The sequence below is a fragment of the Belnapia mucosa genome (assembly GCF_016775475.1).
Taxonomy (GTDB): Bacteria; Pseudomonadota; Alphaproteobacteria; order Acetobacterales; family Acetobacteraceae; genus Belnapia; species Belnapia mucosa.
On the sequence record NZ_JAEUXJ010000005.1, the window covers coordinates 282,155 to 299,539 of the forward strand.

General features: G+C 69.6%; 14 protein-coding genes. 10 read left to right on the forward strand and 4 right to left on the reverse strand.

Translation table 11 applies throughout. The features are described 5' to 3' along the window. The first annotated feature begins 110 nt into the window (after positions 1-110). The 6 genes from JMJ55_RS14810 to JMJ55_RS14835 all read left to right on the forward strand — a co-directional run bounded on the left by JMJ55_RS14810 (position 111) and on the right by JMJ55_RS14835 (position 9,708). A complete protein-coding gene (locus JMJ55_RS14810) occupies positions 111-1,100 on the forward strand; it encodes an ABC transporter permease (RefSeq protein WP_202826329.1) in 990 nt (329 codons plus the stop codon). After that, positions 1,100-2,239, forward strand: a complete 1,140-nt coding sequence (locus JMJ55_RS14815; RefSeq protein WP_202826330.1) for an ABC transporter permease — start codon at positions 1,100-1,102, stop codon at positions 2,237-2,239. Before JMJ55_RS14810 ends, JMJ55_RS14815 begins: the two co-directional genes overlap by 1 nt. Beyond that, positions 2,232-3,236 (forward strand): ABC transporter ATP-binding protein, encoded by a 1,005-nt coding sequence (locus JMJ55_RS14820; RefSeq protein ID WP_202826331.1) that lies wholly within the window; start codon positions 2,232-2,234, stop codon positions 3,234-3,236. Before JMJ55_RS14815 ends, JMJ55_RS14820 begins: the two co-directional genes overlap by 8 nt. After that, entirely contained in the window at positions 3,233-4,231 is a 999-nt protein-coding gene (locus JMJ55_RS14825; protein ID WP_202826332.1) for an ABC transporter ATP-binding protein, read from the forward strand. Before JMJ55_RS14820 ends, JMJ55_RS14825 begins: the two co-directional genes overlap by 4 nt. A 23-nt stretch (positions 4,232-4,254) precedes the next feature. Continuing rightward, positions 4,255-6,276, forward strand: coding sequence for an ABC transporter substrate-binding protein (locus tag JMJ55_RS14830; protein ID WP_202826333.1), 2,022 nt, complete (start codon positions 4,255-4,257; stop codon positions 6,274-6,276). A 309-nt stretch (positions 6,277-6,585) separates the two neighbouring features. Beyond that, positions 6,586-9,708 carry a PAS domain S-box protein gene (locus tag JMJ55_RS14835; RefSeq protein ID WP_202826334.1) on the forward strand — a complete coding sequence of 1,041 codons (3,123 nt, stop codon included), beginning with the start codon at positions 6,586-6,588 and terminating at the stop codon, positions 9,706-9,708. A gap of 10 nt (positions 9,709-9,718) precedes the next feature. On the opposite strand, the gene JMJ55_RS14840 is transcribed toward JMJ55_RS14835, so the two are convergent. Further along, positions 9,719-10,465, reverse strand: coding sequence for a sulfite exporter TauE/SafE family protein (locus JMJ55_RS14840; protein ID WP_202826335.1), 747 nt, complete (start codon positions 10,463-10,465; stop codon positions 9,719-9,721). 94 nt (positions 10,466-10,559) lie between these two features. On the opposite strand from JMJ55_RS14840, the gene JMJ55_RS14845 reads away from it, so the two are divergent. Then, positions 10,560-11,444, forward strand: a complete 885-nt coding sequence (locus JMJ55_RS14845; protein ID WP_202826336.1) for a LysR family transcriptional regulator — start codon at positions 10,560-10,562, stop codon at positions 11,442-11,444. On the opposite strand, the gene JMJ55_RS14850 is transcribed toward JMJ55_RS14845, so the two are convergent. Next, on the reverse strand, positions 11,445-12,248 hold the full coding sequence (locus tag JMJ55_RS14850; RefSeq protein ID WP_202826337.1) for an IclR family transcriptional regulator: 804 nt from the start codon (positions 12,246-12,248) through the stop codon (positions 11,445-11,447). Positions 12,249-12,342: 94 nt separating this feature from the next. Between JMJ55_RS14850 and JMJ55_RS14855 the strand changes: the two genes are divergently transcribed. The 3 genes from JMJ55_RS14855 to JMJ55_RS14865 are packed head-to-tail and all read left to right on the forward strand — an operon-like array spanning position 12,343 to position 15,516. Continuing rightward, a complete protein-coding gene (locus tag JMJ55_RS14855; RefSeq protein WP_202826338.1) occupies positions 12,343-13,569 on the forward strand; it encodes a Rieske 2Fe-2S domain-containing protein in 1,227 nt (408 codons plus the stop codon). Between the two features lie 7 nt (positions 13,570-13,576). Then, positions 13,577-14,509, forward strand: a complete 933-nt coding sequence (locus JMJ55_RS14860) for a PDR/VanB family oxidoreductase (protein WP_236033715.1) — start codon at positions 13,577-13,579, stop codon at positions 14,507-14,509. Positions 14,510-14,553: 44 nt separating this feature from the next. Further along, positions 14,554-15,516 carry a Bug family tripartite tricarboxylate transporter substrate binding protein gene (locus JMJ55_RS14865; protein WP_202826339.1) on the forward strand — a complete coding sequence of 321 codons (963 nt, stop codon included), beginning with the start codon at positions 14,554-14,556 and terminating at the stop codon, positions 15,514-15,516. Positions 15,517-15,528: 12 nt separating this feature from the next. Here the strand turns inward: JMJ55_RS14865 and JMJ55_RS14870 are convergent, their stop codons facing one another. Both JMJ55_RS14870 and JMJ55_RS14875 read right to left on the reverse strand, forming a co-directional pair. Continuing rightward, positions 15,529-16,494 (reverse strand): D-2-hydroxyacid dehydrogenase, encoded by a 966-nt coding sequence (locus tag JMJ55_RS14870; RefSeq protein WP_202826340.1) that lies wholly within the window; start codon positions 16,492-16,494, stop codon positions 15,529-15,531. Then, entirely contained in the window at positions 16,494-17,279 is a 786-nt protein-coding gene (locus JMJ55_RS14875) for a class II aldolase/adducin family protein (RefSeq protein ID WP_202826341.1), read from the reverse strand. The genes JMJ55_RS14870 and JMJ55_RS14875 overlap by 1 nt, the downstream gene beginning before the upstream one ends. Positions 17,280-17,385 lie beyond the last annotated feature (106 nt).

The window sequence follows — 17,385 nt, forward strand, 5'->3', positions numbered from 1 at the left end:
CCGCTTGCCTAGGGCCGACTCTCACCGTCTAATGCCCAGGCAGGCGTGCCGGAGAGCAGCGCCGCCAGAGGAGACGGTGCCGTGATGCCACCCGGCAAGGCCAGGGCTGCATGCTGATCTATCTGCTGCGCCGGCTCGGCCTGGCCATCACGACCTGCGTCTTCATCTCCATCCTGACCTTCATCATCATCCGCCTGCCGCCCGGCGATTTCGTCGATGCCTATATCGCCAACTTGGCGGCCAGCGGCAGCTCCGTCTCCATGGAGCAGGCGGAGGCGATGCGCCGCGACTACGGCCTCGACCAGCCATTGCCGGTGCAATACCTGCGCTGGATGGGCCGCGTCCTGGAGGGCGATTTCGGTGTCTCCATGGTGTGGCGCCGGCCGGTGACGGAGGTGATCGGCGACCGGCTGTGGCTGACCATGCTGGTCTCGCTCGCGGCGCTGTTCCTGACCTGGGCGATCGCGCTGCCGATCGGTATCTATTCCGCAGTCCGGCAGTATTCCATCGCCGACTACATCTTCACCACGCTCGGCTTCATCGGCCTAGCCGTGCCGAATTTCCTGCTGGCGCTGATCCTGATGTATGTCGGCTTCCGCTATCTCGGGCTGAATGTCGGTGGGTTGTTTTCGGCGGAATATGTCCAGGCACCCTGGAGCCTGGCGCGGGCCTGGGACCTGGCGAAGCACCTGCCGCTGCCGGCCGCGGTGCTGGCGCTGGCCGGCACGGCGCAGCTGATCCGCATCATGCGCGCCAACCTGCTGGATGAGCTGCGCAAGCCCTATGTCGTCACCGCCCGCGCCAAGGGCCTGCCGGAGGCGCGCGCCATCCTGAAATACCCGGTGCGGGCTGCGCTGAATCCCTTCGCCAGCTCCATCGCCTATCTGTTTCCCTATCTCGTCTCCGGCAGCATCATCGTCTCCCTGGTGCTGGGGCTGCCGACGGTCGGCCCCCTGCTGCTGCAGGCGCTGGTCGCGCAGGACATGTTCCTGGCCGGCGCCATCGTGCTGCTGCTCGGCGTCATGACGGTGGCCGGCACGCTGGTCTCCGACCTGCTGCTGATGTGGATCGACCCGCGGATTCGGCTGGAGGGCCAGTGATGAGTACCACGGCTCTCGAACCCGCTGCCCTGCCAACCGGCGACGCCGCGGCGGAAGCACGCTATGCCCAGGCGACCCAACTTCAGCTGACATGGTGGCGCTTCCGGCGGCACAAGCTGGCGCTGGTCAGCCTGGTGGTCGTCGCCCTGTTCTATGGCGTCGCGGCCTTCGCCGATTTCCTCGCCATCAGCGACCCGCATGCGACCGATGCCCGGCGCAGCTTCATCCCACCCCAGGGCATCCATCTCTTCGACGAAGGCGGCTTCAACCCGCATGTCTATGGGCTGAAGGGCGTGCGCGACCCGCGGACCTTCAAGCTGGCCTATACGCCCGACCCGGCGCGGAAGCTGCCCGTCCGGCTCTTCGCCCGTGGCTACAGCTACCATCTGTTCGGCCTGTTCGAGACGGATATCCACCTGCTCGGGATCGAAGGCGGCGGCCGCAGCGATGGCATCTTCCTGCTCGGCACGGATCAGCTCGGCCGCGACCTGTTCTCCCGCATGATGGTGGCGACTCGCATCTCCCTGTTTATCGGCCTCGCCGGGGTCACGGTCAGCCTGCTGCTCGGGGTCATCCTGGGCGGCATCTCCGGCCTCTATGGCGGCTGGGTGGATACGTTGATTCAGCGCCTGATCGAGGTGCTGCGGTCGATCCCCACCATCCCGCTCTGGATGGGCCTGGCAGCGGCGCTGCCCAATACCTGGTCGGTGACCCAGGTCTATCTCGCCATCACCGTCATCATCTCCCTGATCGGCTGGACGGAGCTGGCGCGGGTGGTCCGGGGCCGCTTCCTCGCGCTGCGGGAGGAGGATTTCGTGGTGGCGGCGGAGCTGGCCGGGGCCAGCCAGATGCGCATCATCCTGCGCCACATGCTGCCCTCCTTCGCCAGCCATGTGATCGCCGCGGTCAGCCTGGCGCTGCCGGCGATGATCGTCAGCGAGACCTCGCTGAGCTTCCTCGGCCTCGGGCTGCGTCCGCCGGCGATCAGCTGGGGCATCCTGTTGCAGGATGCGCAGAACATCCAGGTTCTGGCCGGCGCGCCCTGGCTGCTCTCGGCCGCGGTGCCGGTGACGGTGGTGATCCTGGCCTTCAACTTCCTCGGTGACGGGCTGCGCGATGCGGCGGATCCCTATGGCTGAACGCAGCGTCCTCTCCATCCGCGACCTCGCGGTGCAGTTCCGCAGCGAACAGGGCACGGTCCGTGCGCTGGACGGCGTCAGCTTCGACCTGCGGGCGGGCCGGACCCTCGGCATCGTCGGCGAGAGCGGCTGTGGCAAGAGCGTGACGGCCCGTTCCATCCTGCGGCTGATCGATTGGCCCGGCCGCATCACCGGCGGGCAGATCCTGCTCGACCCCGAGGAGCCGCAACCGACCGACCTGACGGCGCTGGGCCCGGAATCGCGCCGGATGCGGGAGGTGCGCGGCGGCCGCGTCGGGCTGATCTTCCAGGAGCCGATGACGGCGCTGAGCGCCCACTACACCGTCGGCAACCAGATCATCGAGGCAGTCCTCCAGCACCGCGATCTCTCGAAGGCCGATGCCAAGGCCCAGGCGATTGCCCTGCTCGGGGAGGTCGGCATCCCGCATCCTCAGCGGCGGATCGATGCCTATCCGTTCGAGCTGAGCGGCGGGCTGCGGCAGCGCGTCGGCATCGCCATGGCGCTGGCCGGCGACCCCGACATCCTCATCGCCGATGAGCCGACCACGGCGCTCGACGTCACCACCCAGGCGCAGATCCTCGGCCTGCTGCAGCGGTTGCAGCGGGAGAAGGGGATCGCCCTGATGCTGATCACCCACGATATGGGCGTGATCGCCGAGATGGCCGATGAGGTGGCGGTGATGTATCTCGGCCGCATCGTGGAGACGGCGCCGGTCGCACGGCTCTTCGCCGCACCACGCCATCCCTATACCAGGGCGCTGCTGCGGGCCGTGCCGAGCATCCTGGCGACGCCGCGCCAGCGCCTGTCCACGATCGGCGGCGCCGTGCCGCATCCCGGCCTGCGACCGGGCGGCTGCAGCTTTCATCCGCGCTGTGCGGAGAACCTGGGCGAGCGCTGCCGGCGCGAGGTGCCGGCGCCGGTGCCGCTCAATGAGGATGGCGGGGCGAGCTGTTTCCTGGCGGAGGATGCCGCATGAACCTGCTCGAGGTTGCGGACCTCAAGAAGCATTTCCCGATCCGCGCCGGCCTGCTGCGGCGCGAGGTCGGGCAGGTGCGGGCGGTGGACGGCGTCAGCTTCCACATCGCCGCCGGCGAGACCCTGGCGCTGGTGGGCGAGAGCGGCTGCGGCAAGACGACGGTCTCGCGCTGCATCCTGCGGGCCCAGCGGGCGACCTCGGGCGCCATCCGCTTCATGCCGGAGGATGGCCGGGTGGTCGATCTCGCCACCATCCCGAAGCGGGAGCTGCGGCCGCTGCGGCGGCATGTGCAGATGATCTTCCAGGACCCCTACGCCTCGCTCAACCCACGCATGATGGTCGGCGACATCATCGCCGAGCCGCTCAAGGTGAATGGCGTGCCCGCGGCGGAACGCCGCGCCCGGGTGCTGGAATTGCTGGAGCTGGTGCAGCTTCCCGCCAGCGCCCGCACCCGCTTCCCGCATGCCTTCAGCGGCGGCCAGCGGCAGCGCATCGGCATCGCCCGCGCCCTGGCGCTGAATCCCCGGCTGGTGGTGGCGGATGAGCCGGTCTCGGCGCTCGATGTCTCGGTGCAGGCGCAGATCATCAACCTGCTGCTCGACCTGCAGGACCGGCTGCGCCTGTCCATGCTCTTCGTCGCGCATGACCTGAGCGTGGTGCGCCATGTCAGCGACCGGGTGGCGGTGATGTATGTCGGCCGCATGGCCGAGGTGGCGCCGACCGATGCCCTGTACCGCAGCCCCCGCCATCCCTATACCGAAGCCCTGCTGGCCGCCGTGCCGGCGCCCGATCCCGGACGGCGCGGCCGCCGCGCCCCGGTGGCGGGCGAGGTCGCGGACCCGGCTCGGCCGCCGCCCGGCTGCGCCTTCCATCCGCGCTGCCCCTATGCGGTCGATCGCTGCCGGGTGGAACGGCCGGAGCTGCGCGAGGTCGAGCCGGGCCGTTGGGCCAGCTGCCACCGTGCGCAGGAGTTGAGCCTGGCCGGGGTCACTTAGAACAACGAAATAGGGAGGACGCCATGCGCCGGAGGGAATTGGGGCTGACCGTATTGGCGGGCGTAGCCGCCACCGCCGCCATGGCGCAACCGGGCGGCTTCGAGCAGTCGGGCCTGGTCGGCACGCTGGAAGGACCGGCCCTCATCACCGATCCGGCGCGCCGGCCGGGGCAGTTCAAGGAAGCGCCGATGCTCGCCGAGCAGGTGCGCGCCGGGGCGCTGCCGCCGGTCGAGCAGCGCCTGCCCCAGGACCTGATGGTGGTGCAGCCGCTGCGCAAGGTCGGCACCTATGGCGGCACCTGGCGCCGCGGCTTCATCGGCCCCGGCGACAGCGAGAATGGCAACCGGCTGATGTCGGCCGACAAGCCGCTGTTCTTCGACGAGACCGGCACGAAGGTGCTGCCTTGCCTCGCCCGCGACCATGAGGTGAGCGCGGATGGCCGACGCATCACCCTGCATCTTCGGCGCGGGCTGCGCTGGTCGGATGGCACGCCCTGCACCGCCGATGACTGGCTGTTCTGGTTCGAGGATCTCTACAGCAACAAGGACCTGGTGCCCGCCCCGGCGCCTGAGCTCGCGGCCAATGGCAAGCCGGGGCGCATGGTGAAGGTCGATGACGCGACCATCGCCTTCGAATTCGCGGAACCCTATTTCCTCTTTCCCGCCCTCATGGCGGGGGACACGCTCGTCGGCGGCGGGCAGACGCGGCTGCAATCCAACGGCCAAGCCTATGCGCTCTATGCGCCGGCGCATTACCTGAAGCAGTTCCTGCCGAAATACAGCTCGGTCGAGGCACTGAACGCGCAGGCTCGCGCCGCTGGCTTCGGCAATTGGGTGCAGCTCTTCCAGTACAAGTCGGATTGGCGGCTGAACAAGGAGCTGCCGACGCTCGCGGCCTGGCGGATGGTGCAGCCGATCAACACCAGCCTCTGGGTGCTGGAACGCAATCCCTTCTACTACGCCGTCGATACCGCAGGGAACCAGCTGCCCTATATCGACCGCATCCAGATGACGCTGGCCGAGAATCCGGAGGTGGTGAACCTGCGCGCCATCGCTGGCGAATACGACTACCAGGAACGCTTCATCGACCTCGGCAAGCTGCCGGTGATCGTCGAGAACCAGCAGCGCAGCCGCTACAAGGTGCATCTGGATCTCGGTTTCAACGGGGCCGATTCGGTGCTCTTCCCCAACCCCAATTTCACCGACGACAAGGAGATCGCCCATTGGCTGGGCCAGGCGCAATTCCGCCGCGCTCTCGCCCTCGGCATCGACCGTGAGCAGCTGAACGAGGCCTTCTGGCTCGGGCTCGGCACGCCCGGTTCGGTCATCCCGGCCGAGGTGCTGCCGGAAAGCCCGGGCGAGGAATGGCGGCAGCGCTGGTCCACGCATGACCCGGCGCAGGCGAACAAGATGCTCGACGGGCTGGGCCTGAACCGCAAGGACCGCGAGGGCTTCCGGCTGCGCCGCGACAATGGCCAGCGCCTCCGCATCGAGATCACAGTGGCGCAGACACTCTCGCCGACCTGGCCGCAGCAGGCGGAAATGATCGTGCAGCATTGGCGGCAGATCGGCATCGCCGGCGATGTGAAGGTGCAGGAACGCAGCCTGGCCCTGACGCGCGCCCGCAACGACCAGACCCAGATCCTGCTCTGGACCAATAACGGGACGGAAAGCCTCTATCTCTATCCCCGCTACTGCTTGCCGGTGGACCCGACGGCCGGGGTGATGGGCAACGGCTATGCGCTGTGGTTCGCCTCGAACGGAGAGCGCGGCATCCGCCCGGCGGAGCCGGAGATGCTGAAGGCCTTCGACCTGATGCGCGCCGCGACCGGCCAGCGGGAGGAGGAACGGAACCGCACTGCGCAGGAGATCTGGAAGCTGGCGGTGGACCAGCAATGGGGAATCGGGCTGGTCGGACTGTCGCCGGCCTTCATGGGCGTGCGCGTGGTCAGCGAGCGGCTCGAGAACGTGCCCGGCCGCACTGGCATCTCCCAGCATATCCGCACGCCCTGGGGGGCGCATCCGGAGCAGTGGTATTTCAAATAGGCCGTGCCGGCCATGGAGTTCGGGGTGCCAGTAATGGTCCTGGCACCCACGCCATCTATTGCGGCCCACATGACGGGACATTCATGGAAAGGCCGGTCGGACTGCACTCCTTAGTGCGCTGAAATATTTTTTTCCGGTGACACCCCGCCGACGCCCGCATACGAAGCAGCATGCCTGTCCAGTGCAACTTCGACCTCGCCCCGTCGACGGAACTATTCCGGTTTGACGAGCGACTTGTCCGTTCGGAACATGGCGAGAGCTCCGGCACGCTCCTCTGCGGATCCGACACCCTGTTCCCGAACGGCATCCATGACCAGTCGCAGGGTTGATCTGGACCGCCATCACCTCCCGAGTCCGGGGCGCCTGGCCCAACTCGTCCTCGAAAGCTCCGCCGATTTCGCGGTTCTCACGATCGGCCTCGACGGCATCGTCACCAGCTGGAACAGCGCCGCCGAGCGGGTGATGGGCTGGTCGGCGGCTGAAGCGGTCGGCCAGGACGCCTCCATGATCTTTACGCTTGAAGATCAGGCCGCGGAGGCTTGCGCAACGGAGATGGCGCAGGCCCGGAGAACCGGGCGGGCGGTAGACGAACGCTGGCACCTGCGCAAGGACGGCAGCCGCTTCTGGGGCTCCGGCTCGATGACCCGCCTCCAGGATGACGAGACGGGCGAGCAGATCGGCTATGTGAAGATCGTGCGCGACCGCACGGACCAGCACCTGGCCGGCGAGCAGCTTCGTGCCAGCGAGGCCGTGCTGCGCGGGGTCTTCGAGAACAGCGCCGATTGCCTCAAGCTCCTTACCCCCGATGGGCGGGTGACCTTCATGAATGGCCCGGGCATGGCCATGCTGGGGGTCTGCGGCCTCGAGGAGATCAGGGGCAAGGACTATGCCGCCCTCTGGCCGGAGAAGGAGCAGGCCGGGGTCAGGGCGGCCATCGCCAGGGCCGCCGCCGGGGGCGTGGGCCGCTTTCACGGATTCGCACCCGGCGCCGACGGTATCGGCCGGTGGTGGGACCTCCAGGTCACCGCGGTGCCGGGTGCGGATGGGCAGCCGGATCTCCTGCTGGCCTCCTCGCGCGACGTGACCGAGCGCGAGCGCTCGCGCGAGGCCCTGCGGCTCAGCGAGGCGCGGTTTCGGGCCGCCCTCTCGATCAAGACGGTCGGGGTGATGTTCTGGGGCGAGAGCCTCGGCCTCACGGAGGTGAACGAGGCCTTCCTGCGGATGACCGGCTTCACCCATGAGGAGGCGCTTGGCAAGACCTGGCAGGAACTGACTCCGCCCGAATTCCACCCGCCCTCGCTCAAGGCGGTCGAGGAGGTCACGACGCGCGGCGAGACCACCCCCTACGAGAAGCAATTCTATCGCAAGGACGGCTCGCGCTGGTGGGGCCTGTTCGCGGCGCGGCGAATCGGCGAGGAGGTGGTCGAGTTCGTGCTCGACATCACCGACCGGAAGGAGGCGGAGGCGGCGCTGCGCGTCAGCGAGGAACGTTTCCGGGCTCTGGTGGCAACCTCCGCCGCGACGGTCTGGACCACGGATGCCGCCGGGCTGGTCAGGGAGGATTCGCCGAGTTGGCGCAGCTTCACCGGCCAGACGCTGGAGGAGTGGCTCGGCACAGGCTGGCTGAATGTCGTTCACCCCGCGGATCGCGCCCATGCCGGCACAGGCTGGACCATGGCCGTGACATCGGGAACGCCGCTCGATACCGAATTCCGGCTTCGCCGGGCGGATGGGGAGTGGCGGCTGACGGCCGTGCGTGCTGTCCCGGTCCGCCATGCGGATGGAACCATTCGCGAATGGGTCGGCACGAATGCCGACATCACCGACCGACGCCGGGCGGAAGAGGCGCGGCAGTCCATTGAGGACCGCCATCGCCTCGTCGTTCGGGCGACCAATGACGCCATCTGGGATTGGGACCTGCGGCGGGACCGGATCGAGTGGAACGACGCATTGCACGAGGCCTATGGCTATGCGCCGCAGGAGGTCGATCCCGCCGGCGACTGGTGGATCGAGCATATCCACCCGGACGACCGCGAGCGGGTCAGGACCTCGATCCACGCCGTCATCGATGGGGCCGGCAGCCACTGGGCCGACGAGTACCGCTTCCTGCGGGCCGATGGCAGCTATGCCGATGTGCTCGACCGGGGCTTCATGGTGCGCGGGCCGGATGGCGAGCCGCTGCGGATGATCGGCGCGATGCTGGACGTGACCGAACGGCGGCAATCCGAACGGGCCCTGCGGCGACTGAACGAGGAGCTGGAAATTGAGGTCTCCCGCCGCGCCGAGCAGCTTCGGCAGCAGGAGGAGGCGCTGCGGCAGAGCCAGAAGCTGGAAGCCGTCGGCCAGCTCACGGGCGGGGTGGCGCATGACTTCAACAACCTGCTGACCGTCATCCGCTCCTCGGCCGGGCTGCTGCGCCGCCCTGGCCTGCCGGAGGAGCGGCGGCAGCGCTATGTCGAGGCCATTGCGGAGACCGCCGACCGGGCCGCCAAGCTCACCGGCCAGCTCCTGGCCTTCGCGCGGCGGCAGCCCCTCAAGCCGGAGGTCTTCACGGTGAGCGGGCGGGCCCAGGCCGTCGCGGAGCTCATCCGCCCCCTCGTCGGCGTGCGGGTGGCGATCGAAGTCGTCGTCGAATGCGAGGGCAGCGCGGTCGAGGCCGATCCCAACCAGTTCGAGACGGCGCTGGTCAACCTGGCGGTCAATGCACGCGATGCGATGGATGGCGAAGGACGCCTGACCATCCGGACCTGGCTCGCCGCCGGGGTACCGCCCACGCGCGGGCATGCGGGCACGCCGGGCGCCTTCGTCGCCGTGTCGGTTTCCGATACCGGGGCGGGGATCGCGCCGGAGATGCTCGGCCGGATCTTCGAGCCCTTCTTTACCACCAAGGAGATCGGCAAGGGGACCGGGCTGGGACTGTCGCAGGTCTATGGCTTCGCCAAGCAGTCGGGCGGCGAGTTGCATGTCGAGAGCCGGCTCGACCAAGGCTCGACTTTCGCGCTCTACCTGCCGCGCGCCGATGCCAAGCCGGTGGTGGTGCCCCCGCAGCCCGAGGACCAGGGCGGCCAGCCCGAGGAAGGGCGGCGGAACGTGCTGCTGGTGGAGGACAATGTCCAGGTCGGCGAGTTCGCCCGGCAGATGCTCGAGGATCTCGGCTACCAAGCGACCTGGGCGCCGAATGCCAGGGCCGCGCTCGACCTGCTGGAGGAGGATACGAGCCGCTTCGATGTCGTGTTCTCGGATGTCGTCATGCCCGGCATGAACGGGGTGGAGCTCGGGAAGGAGATTCGCCAGCGCTGGCCGGAGCTGCGGATCGTGCTGACCAGCGGCTATAGCCATATACTCGCCCAGGGCGGCGCCCAGGGCTTCGAGCTGCTGCACAAGCCCTATTCGGTCGAGGGACTATCCCGCGCCCTGAAGTCGAAGCGGTAAGGCTCCGCCGTCAGCGGAACCCCCGCCAGAGCAGCTCCCCCCCGAGCACCAGCAGGCCGAGGAAGAAGCACAAGCGGAAGGTCTCCGGCCGCACCCGGGCGCGGAGCCATCCGCCCGCCGCCATCCCGAGCAGCGCCGGCACCAGGGCGAGCAGGGAGACGCCCGCAGTCCCTGCCCCCAGCGCGCCATGCCAGGCCAGGCCGGCGGCGAGCGCCAGGGTGGAGACGGTGAAGGACAGGCCGAGCGCCTGCACGAGGTCGTCCCGCTCCAGCCCGAGCGAGCCGAGATAGGGCACAGCCGGGACGACGAAGACGCCGGTCGCCCCGGTGACCAGCCCCGTCGCCGCCCCCGCCAGCGGCCCGGCCCAGGGCTCCGCCCCCGCCGGCACGCGAAGGCGCGGCTTGAACAGCCCGACGATGCCATAGAGCAGCAAGGCGCCGCCGAGGGCTGCCGTGGCGGCCGGCCCCGCCGCGCCCGCGATCAGCCCCGCCCCCGCCAGCGTGCCGGCGACGATGCCGAGCATCATGCCCCGGAGGCGATGCAGCAGAGCGCCGAAGCGCGGTCCGGCGAAAAGCTGCCAGAGATTCGTCACGAGCGAAGGCACGAGGAGCAGCGCCGCGGCCTCGACCGGGGGCATCGTCAGGCCGAGCAGGCCCATGGCGACGGTCGGCAGGCCGAGGCCAATGACGCCCTTGACCAATCCGGCAAGGAGGAAGGTGCCCGTGACGAGCAGGATGAGGGGAAGGGAATCGGTCATGGCCCGATGCTGCCGCTCGCCGGCTTCCCTCCACAATGCGGGATCGGTGTAGCCTGCCTTCGTTCAGAACGAAGGCAAGGCGATTGGCCCAGCGATGCATTTCGATCTGACCGACCTGCGCCTGTTCCTCCATGTGGTGGAGGCGGGCAGCATCACCGCGGGCGCCGCCCGATCCGGCCTAGCCCTGGCCTCGGCCAGCGCGCGGGTCCGGGGCATGGAGGAGCAGGCGGGCGTTCCGTTGCTGGAGCGCGGCCGGCGCGGCGTGGAGCCGACGCCGGCGGGCCGGACGCTGCTGCATCACGCGCGGCTGGTGATGGGCCAGGTGGAGCGGATGCGGGGCGAGCTCGGCGATTATGCGCATGGGGTGAAGGGCCATGTCCGGCTGCTGGCCAATACCGCGGCCGCCGCCGAATTTCTGCCCGAGCCGCTGGCCGCCTTCCTCGCCGCCAATCCCAGCGTCGATATCGACCTGGATGAGCGGCCAAGCCGCGAGGTCGCCCGGGCCGTCGCCGAGGGCCTGGCGGAGATCGGCATCGCCGCCGACCATGCCGACCTGTCGGGGCTGGAGGTCAGGCCCTTCCGCCTGGACCGGCTGGTGCTCGTCGTGCCGCGCGGGCATGCGCTCGCCGGTCGGGCGCGGATCGCCTTCGCCGAGGCGCTGGGCAGCGACTTCGTCGGCCTCTCGGGCGATACCGCGCTCGGCGAGCATCTGGCCGGCCATGCGGCCCGGACCGGCACCCGAATGCGGCTGCGCGTGCGGGTCCGGGGGCTGGATGCGGCCTGCCGGATGGTGGCGCTCGGCGCCGGCGTCGCCGTGGTCCCGGAGACCGCGGCGCGACGCTGGGCGGGCGGAGGCGCGCTCATTCTCCTGCCGCTGGAGGAGGCCTGGGCCGAGCGCCGGCTGGTGGTGGTCCTGCGGCGGCTCGATGCCCTGCCATCCCATGCGCGGCGGCTGGCGGAGCATCTGGCGGCGGGCTGATCAGGAACGCCGGCGCGCCGGACGCCGCCCCGCGGCGGAATGGGCCGCAAGGACAGGACGGCGTTCGGCCAAGCCCAGGCAGGCCTGCCGCAAGGCGGCGACCAGGGAGGGTAGTTCCGCCGCCACATGCGCCGTCGGTGCGCCGAGGCCCAGGGCCAGATCGGGCTGCCCTGCCATCCGCGGCAAGGCCGTGGCGACCACCGCGCGCCCCGGCAGCCCGAATGCGGGCCGCATCGACCAGCCTTGCGACCGGGCACGCCGCAGCTCCGCCAGGAAATCCGGCAAGGCCAGCCGCTGCGCCGGGTCTGGGACGGCCGCATTGCTCCGGCGCAGGATGCGCCCGAGCTCCGTATCGCTCTCGCCCAGCAGCAGCATATGGCCGATGGCGGAGGCACAGGCCGGCGCGATGAAGCCCGAGGCCAGCGGCACCGCATCCGGCCGCAATCCCCGCAGCACCAGCACCAGCCTGATCTGCACGCCCTGGCGCATGCCGACGAGGACCGTGAGCCCGGTGGAGCGACGCAGCCCATCCATGGCCGAGACCAGGCTGCCCTCGCCGAAGATCTCATCATGCAGCCAGGCGCCGAGCAGCATCACCCGCACCGTCGGGCGGTAGCTCCGCGTTTCGGCATCATGGCTGAGATAGCCGAGCTGCTCGAGGCTCGAGAGCAGGACGGAGGTGCTGGATTGCGGCCAGCCGAAGCGCCGGCTGATCTCCGCCACGCTGGCCGGCATATGGGTCTGCGCAAAATGCTCCAGCACTTCGAGGACCCGCTGCGCCGATTTCACCACACCGGCCGTCATGTCCCATCCCCAAACATCACATCCATGATGGCCCATTCATGCCCGCCGCGCATTACCTTCCTCGGCAGCGAGAACAAGCGTGAGGGAGCATCCGATGGTCACCAGGGCCGAGAACGAGCTGCTGACGCGCGTCGCGAACGGCGCCCCGATGGGTGCGATGATGCGCGCGCATTACTGGGTGCCGGCGGTGTTGTCCTCGCGGCTCGAAGCGGGCGGCGCCCCCGTGCGGGTCACGCTGTTCGGCGAGCATTTCATCGCTTGGCGCGCGGAGGATGGCCGGGTCGGCTTCTTCGACGAAGCCTGTCCGCACCGCCTCGCCTCCCTCGCGCTGGCGCGCAACGAGGACTGCGCGCTGACCTGCATTTTCCATGGCTGGAGCTTCGGCGTGGATGGCAGCGTGCTCCGCGCGCCGACGCAGCCGGGTGGCGAGGCGGAGTTCTGCCGGACCGTCAAGCTGAACCATTACCGCACGCGCGAGGGTGCCGGTCTCGTCTGGGTCTTCCTCGGCGACCAGGATGCCGCGCCGGATTGCCCGGCCTTTGAATGGATGGATCTCGCGCCGGAGCAGACCGTGGTCGCCGGCACGCTGCTCGGCGTCAATTGGCTGCAGGGCCTGGAGGCGACGATCGACAGCGCGCATGTCGGCCATCTGCACGAGGCCTGGGTCAAGACGGTGCAGGATGGGCGGGATCTCTCGCGCGTCACCAACGAGGTGGTGATGCGCTACGAGATCGACAGCCAGACCTATGGCTATACCGCCGCGGCGCTGCGGCCCACCGGAAACGGCGCCGTGCTGGCGCGCGTCACCGAATATGTCATGCCCTGGTACGGCATGATCCCGCCGAATTACGAAGGCCAGGACGGCGACCACACCGTCATCATCGCGGTGCCGGTCGATGACGAGCACACCATCCAGTGGTACCTCTGGTACAACACGAAGCGCCCGGTCGCGGCGATGCTGCGGGCCCAGTATGCGAACAGCATGGAGATGATCAAGGTCCGCGGCGGGCCCGAGGATATGTGGGGCCAGGACCGTGCGCTGATGCGGCAGGGCCATCCGACCGGCTTCCGCGAGCTGGTGATGGAGGATTTCGTGGTGGAGCTCTCCATGGGCCCCATCGTCGATCGCAGCCGGGAACAGCTCTCGGCCTCCGACCAGGCCATCGTCCGGGCGCGGCGTCTGCTGCTGCAGGCCGCGCGGGACTTCCAGGCCGGCAAGCCTCCGGTCAGCGCCCGGCATGAGGCGGTGGATTACCGCGCCATCCGCTCGCGTGGCGGCATGGTCGCGGCCGGTGCCGATTGGCGCAGCCTGCCCTACTGAGCGCGCCATGCACGCCGTCAGGCTTGAGGCCATCCGCTATGCCGCGCCGGGGGTGAGCCTGTTCGAGCTCGCCCGTCCGGATGGCCGGCCGCTGCCCGCCTGGGATGCGGGAAGCCATGTCGACCTGCATCTGCCGAACGGCCTCGTGCGGCAGTATTCGCTGCTGGGCAGCTCCGACCCGGGCCGCTACCTCCTCGGCGTCAAGCGCGACCCGGTTGGCCGCGGGGGCTCCGCCTGGCTGCACGACAAGGTGCGGGTTGGCGATGTCCTCCAGCTCGACGGGCCGCGCAACCACTTCCCGCTGGCGGAACAGGCTGCCCATTCGGTCCTGATCGCGGGCGGGATCGGCATCACGCCGCTCCTTGCCATGGCCGCGCGGCTGCAGGCGCTCGGGAGCAGCTGGACGCTGCACCATGCCGTGCGCAGCCGCGGGGATGCGGCCTTCACCGCGGAACTGGCCGCCCTCGGCGGCCACTGCCACCTGCATTGCGATGACGAGGCCGGCGCCGTGCTGGACATCCCGGCCCTGGTCGCCGCGGCTCCGGCCGAGGCGCATCTCTATTGCTGCGGCCCGGCGCCCATGCTGGCCAGCTTCGAGGCGGCAACCGCGGGCCGCCCGCCCGATCGCGTGCATGTCGAGTATTTCACCGCCAAGGCGCCGCCCGCGACGCAAGGCGGGTTCACCGTGGAACTGGCGCGATCGCGCCGCGAGCTGCGCGTGGCGCCGGGCCAGAGCATCCTCGATACCGTGCTCGAGGCCGGGATCGACTGCGGCTACGCCTGCATGCAGGGCACCTGCGGCAGTTGCGAGGCGCGGGTCCTCGCCGGCGAGCCCGATCACCGGGACGGGCTGTTGCCGCCCGAGCGGCGCCTCGCCGAGGGCACCATGCTGATCTGCTGTTCCGGCAGCCGCGGCGAGCGCCTCGTCCTGGATCTTTGATGCAAACGGCGGCGACAGACCGCGCCGGGGAGGAAAACATGCCAATGGTGAGCCGCCGGGGCCTGCTGGCCTCGCCCGTCCTGCTCGTCCCTGCATCGCAGGGTCATGCCACGGGCCGCTGGCCGGACCAGCCCATCCGCATCCTGACGCCCTCGCCGCCCGGCAGCAGCGTGGACGCCGCCGCCCGCGTGGTGGCCGATGGCCTGGCGCGGCGCTACGAGCAGAGCTTCGTGGTGGACAACCGCCCCGGCGCGGATGGCGTGGTCGCGGCCGATGCCTTTGCCAAGAGCCGTCCGGGGAGCACCCTGCTGTTCTGCGCCTCCGGCCTCTATACCGCCGCGCCGCTGATGTTCGCGCCCCTGCCCTATGACACCGAGGCGGAGCTGCTGCCGATCGCCTCGGCGGTGACCGATTTCCTCGGCTTCGTCGTGCCGCCCGGCGCCCTCGCCACCACCTTCGACGCCGTGATCGCCAGGGCGCGCGGGAACCCGGGCTGGATGAGCTGGGCAGCTGCGCCCGGCGCCTATCTCGTCATCAACGCCTTCTTCCGCGCCGCCGGAATCGAGGCCAGCTACGTGAACTACCGGGCCCTGACCGCCATGCTGCCGGATGTCGCCATGGGCCGGCTCGATCTCGCCTATGTGCCGCTGACGCCGACCATGCCGCTGGTGCGGGATGGCAAGCTGCGCCTGCTGGCCGTGAGCAACGCCACCCGCGCGCCGGTCGCGCCCGATATCCCGACCGTGCGCGAGGCGGGCTTCCCCGATCTGGAAAATGAAGGCTTCCCGGGCCTGTTCGGCTGGAAGGGCATGCCCATGGCGCTGCGGGAGCAGGTGGCAGCGCATATGCGGGCGATCGTCGGCGACCCGGCCGCCATCGAGCGGTTCGGCAGCCTTGGCCTCGCGCCCCGCCCGGCGACGCCGGCCAGCTTCACGGCGGATCTCCAGCGGGTCACCCGGCGCTATACCGAGGCAGCCAGGCGATACGGCGCGAAGCCGGTGGATTGAGCCCGGGCCGGCTCAGGCCTCCGCCGCCCAGCGGGCGAAGTTGCGGCAGGCGATCTCGGCCACCCGCTCCGCCAAGCCATCGCTGGCGGCGGCGCTATGGGGCGAGACGATGACGTTGGGCAGGTCCCAGAAGGGGCTGTCCGGCGGCAGGGGCTCGGCGGTGAAGACATCGATGAAGGCGCCGGCCAGATGGCCGCTGCGGAGCGCCTCCAGCAGCGCCGCCTCCTCGACCACGCCGCCGCGGGCGACATTCACCAGCTGCGCGCCCGGCGGCAGCAGCGCCAAGGCGGCGGCATCGACCAGGTTGCGGGTGGTCTCGGTCAGCGGACAGGCGAGGATCAGCCAATCCGCCCGTGGCAGCAGCGTCGGCAGGGCAGCAAAGGAGGCTGTCTCGGCGAAGCCGGGCGGCGGCGGGGCGGCGGCGTCGCGGCGGATGCCGACCGGATGGAGACCGAAGACGGCCGAAAGCCGGGCGATCTCCTGCCCGATCGGCCCGGTCCCGATGACGAGGGCGAGCTGGCCATTGAGGTCACGCGGCTCCATCGCGCCATAGAGCGGTTCCCAGGCATGGCGGCGCTGCGCCGCCATCACCGCCGGCAGCCGGCGTGCCAGGGCCAGCAGGCCGGCAATCGCGCTCTGCGCTACCGGCACGGCGCTGGCCCCGGCGGCATTGACGACCTCGATCCCCCGCGCGCGCATCGCCTGATAGGGTGCCATGTCGGTGCCGGCGGAGAAGGTCTGCACCCGGCGGAGATCGGGTGCCGCGAGGACCAGATCGACGAAGCGCTGAAAGCGCGGCGTCAGCCGGTGGCGCGTGCCGCCGAGGAAGAGGTCGCGGGTGATGAAGGCGGTGCCGATGCCCGCCGTCTCCGGCAACGGGCCTTCGGCGACGACGGGGACCAGCCCGACCCCCGGCACGGCGGCGCGGATGCGCGCGCCATGCCGGTCGGCGGCGACGTCGGAGAGGAGAAGGCGCATCAGTCCCGGTAGCTGGGATCGATGCGGTCGAGCTTGCGCAGCAGCGCCGGCCAGTCGAGCAGGCCGAAGGGGCGGCGGACATGTGGCTGGTAGTTCATGTAGGTCTTCTCGACGACATCGTCGGGGACCTTGATCATCGGGCTGTTGCAGGACATCGCCGCGATCTGCGTCTTGCACGACAGTTCGAGGCGATGGAGGGCGTTGAAGGCCTCCGGGATGGTGGTGCCGACGGTCAGCAGGCCGTGATTGCGCAGGATCATGGCGTTGTTGTTGCCAAGGTCGCGCACCAGCCGCTCCTGCTCGGACAAGTCGAGCACCACGCCGCTGAAGTCGTGGTAGCTGATATGGGCGAAGCGCATGCTGGTTTGGGTATTCGGCAGCAGGCCGCATTCCAGCGTCGAGATCGCCATGCCCGCATAGGTATGGGTATGCGCGACGCAGGCGAGGTCGTGCCGCGCCTTGTGGATCGCCGAATGGATGACGAAGCCGGCGCGGTTCACGCCGTAATCCTGGCCGGGGAATTCCGGCTTCAGCAGGATGTTGCCGTCATAATCGATCTTCATCAAGGAGGAGGCGGTGATCTCCTCATAGAGCATGCCATAGGCATTGATGAGGAAGGCGTCCTCGCCGGGCACGCGGACCGAGACATGGTTCGCGATCAGGTCGCTCATGTGATAGAGATCGACCAGCCGGTAGCAGGCGGCGAGATCCACGCGGACCTGCCATTCCTCGGGGCTGACCTTATGGCGCAGCGAGGGGATGCGGTATTCGGTACCGTCGAGCATTGTTCTTCCTTTCCGGAACGCCAGCAGCGGAGCCTATCCCGCACCTGATCCAAGGCTTTGTCCAGCGGCAGGGCGATGGGGACCCGGCATCAACCCGGGGTGAATC

Coding starts and splice junctions, on each gene's coding strand:
- JMJ55_RS14855 (WP_202826338.1), top strand. CDS start 12,343: ATGGTCACCAGGGCCGAGAACGAGCTGCTGACGCGCGTCGCGAACGGC.
- JMJ55_RS14835 (WP_202826334.1), top strand. CDS start 6,586: ATGACCAGTCGCAGGGTTGATCTGGACCGCCATCACCTCCCGAGTCCG.
- JMJ55_RS14830 (WP_202826333.1), top strand. CDS start 4,255: ATGCGCCGGAGGGAATTGGGGCTGACCGTATTGGCGGGCGTAGCCGCC.
- JMJ55_RS14815 (WP_202826330.1), top strand. CDS start 1,100: ATGAGTACCACGGCTCTCGAACCCGCTGCCCTGCCAACCGGCGACGCC.
- JMJ55_RS14810 (WP_202826329.1), top strand. CDS start 111: ATGCTGATCTATCTGCTGCGCCGGCTCGGCCTGGCCATCACGACCTGC.
- JMJ55_RS14845 (WP_202826336.1), top strand. CDS start 10,560: ATGCATTTCGATCTGACCGACCTGCGCCTGTTCCTCCATGTGGTGGAG.
- JMJ55_RS14840 (WP_202826335.1), bottom strand. CDS start 10,465: ATGACCGATTCCCTTCCCCTCATCCTGCTCGTCACGGGCACCTTCCTC.
- JMJ55_RS14870 (WP_202826340.1), bottom strand. CDS start 16,494: ATGCGCCTTCTCCTCTCCGACGTCGCCGCCGACCGGCATGGCGCGCGC.
- JMJ55_RS14820 (WP_202826331.1), top strand. CDS start 2,232: ATGGCTGAACGCAGCGTCCTCTCCATCCGCGACCTCGCGGTGCAGTTC.
- JMJ55_RS14860 (WP_236033715.1), top strand. CDS start 13,577: ATGCACGCCGTCAGGCTTGAGGCCATCCGCTATGCCGCGCCGGGGGTG.
- JMJ55_RS14875 (WP_202826341.1), bottom strand. CDS start 17,279: ATGCTCGACGGTACCGAATACCGCATCCCCTCGCTGCGCCATAAGGTC.
- JMJ55_RS14850 (WP_202826337.1), bottom strand. CDS start 12,248: ATGACGGCCGGTGTGGTGAAATCGGCGCAGCGGGTCCTCGAAGTGCTG.
- JMJ55_RS14865 (WP_202826339.1), top strand. CDS start 14,554: ATGGTGAGCCGCCGGGGCCTGCTGGCCTCGCCCGTCCTGCTCGTCCCT.
- JMJ55_RS14825 (WP_202826332.1), top strand. CDS start 3,233: ATGAACCTGCTCGAGGTTGCGGACCTCAAGAAGCATTTCCCGATCCGC.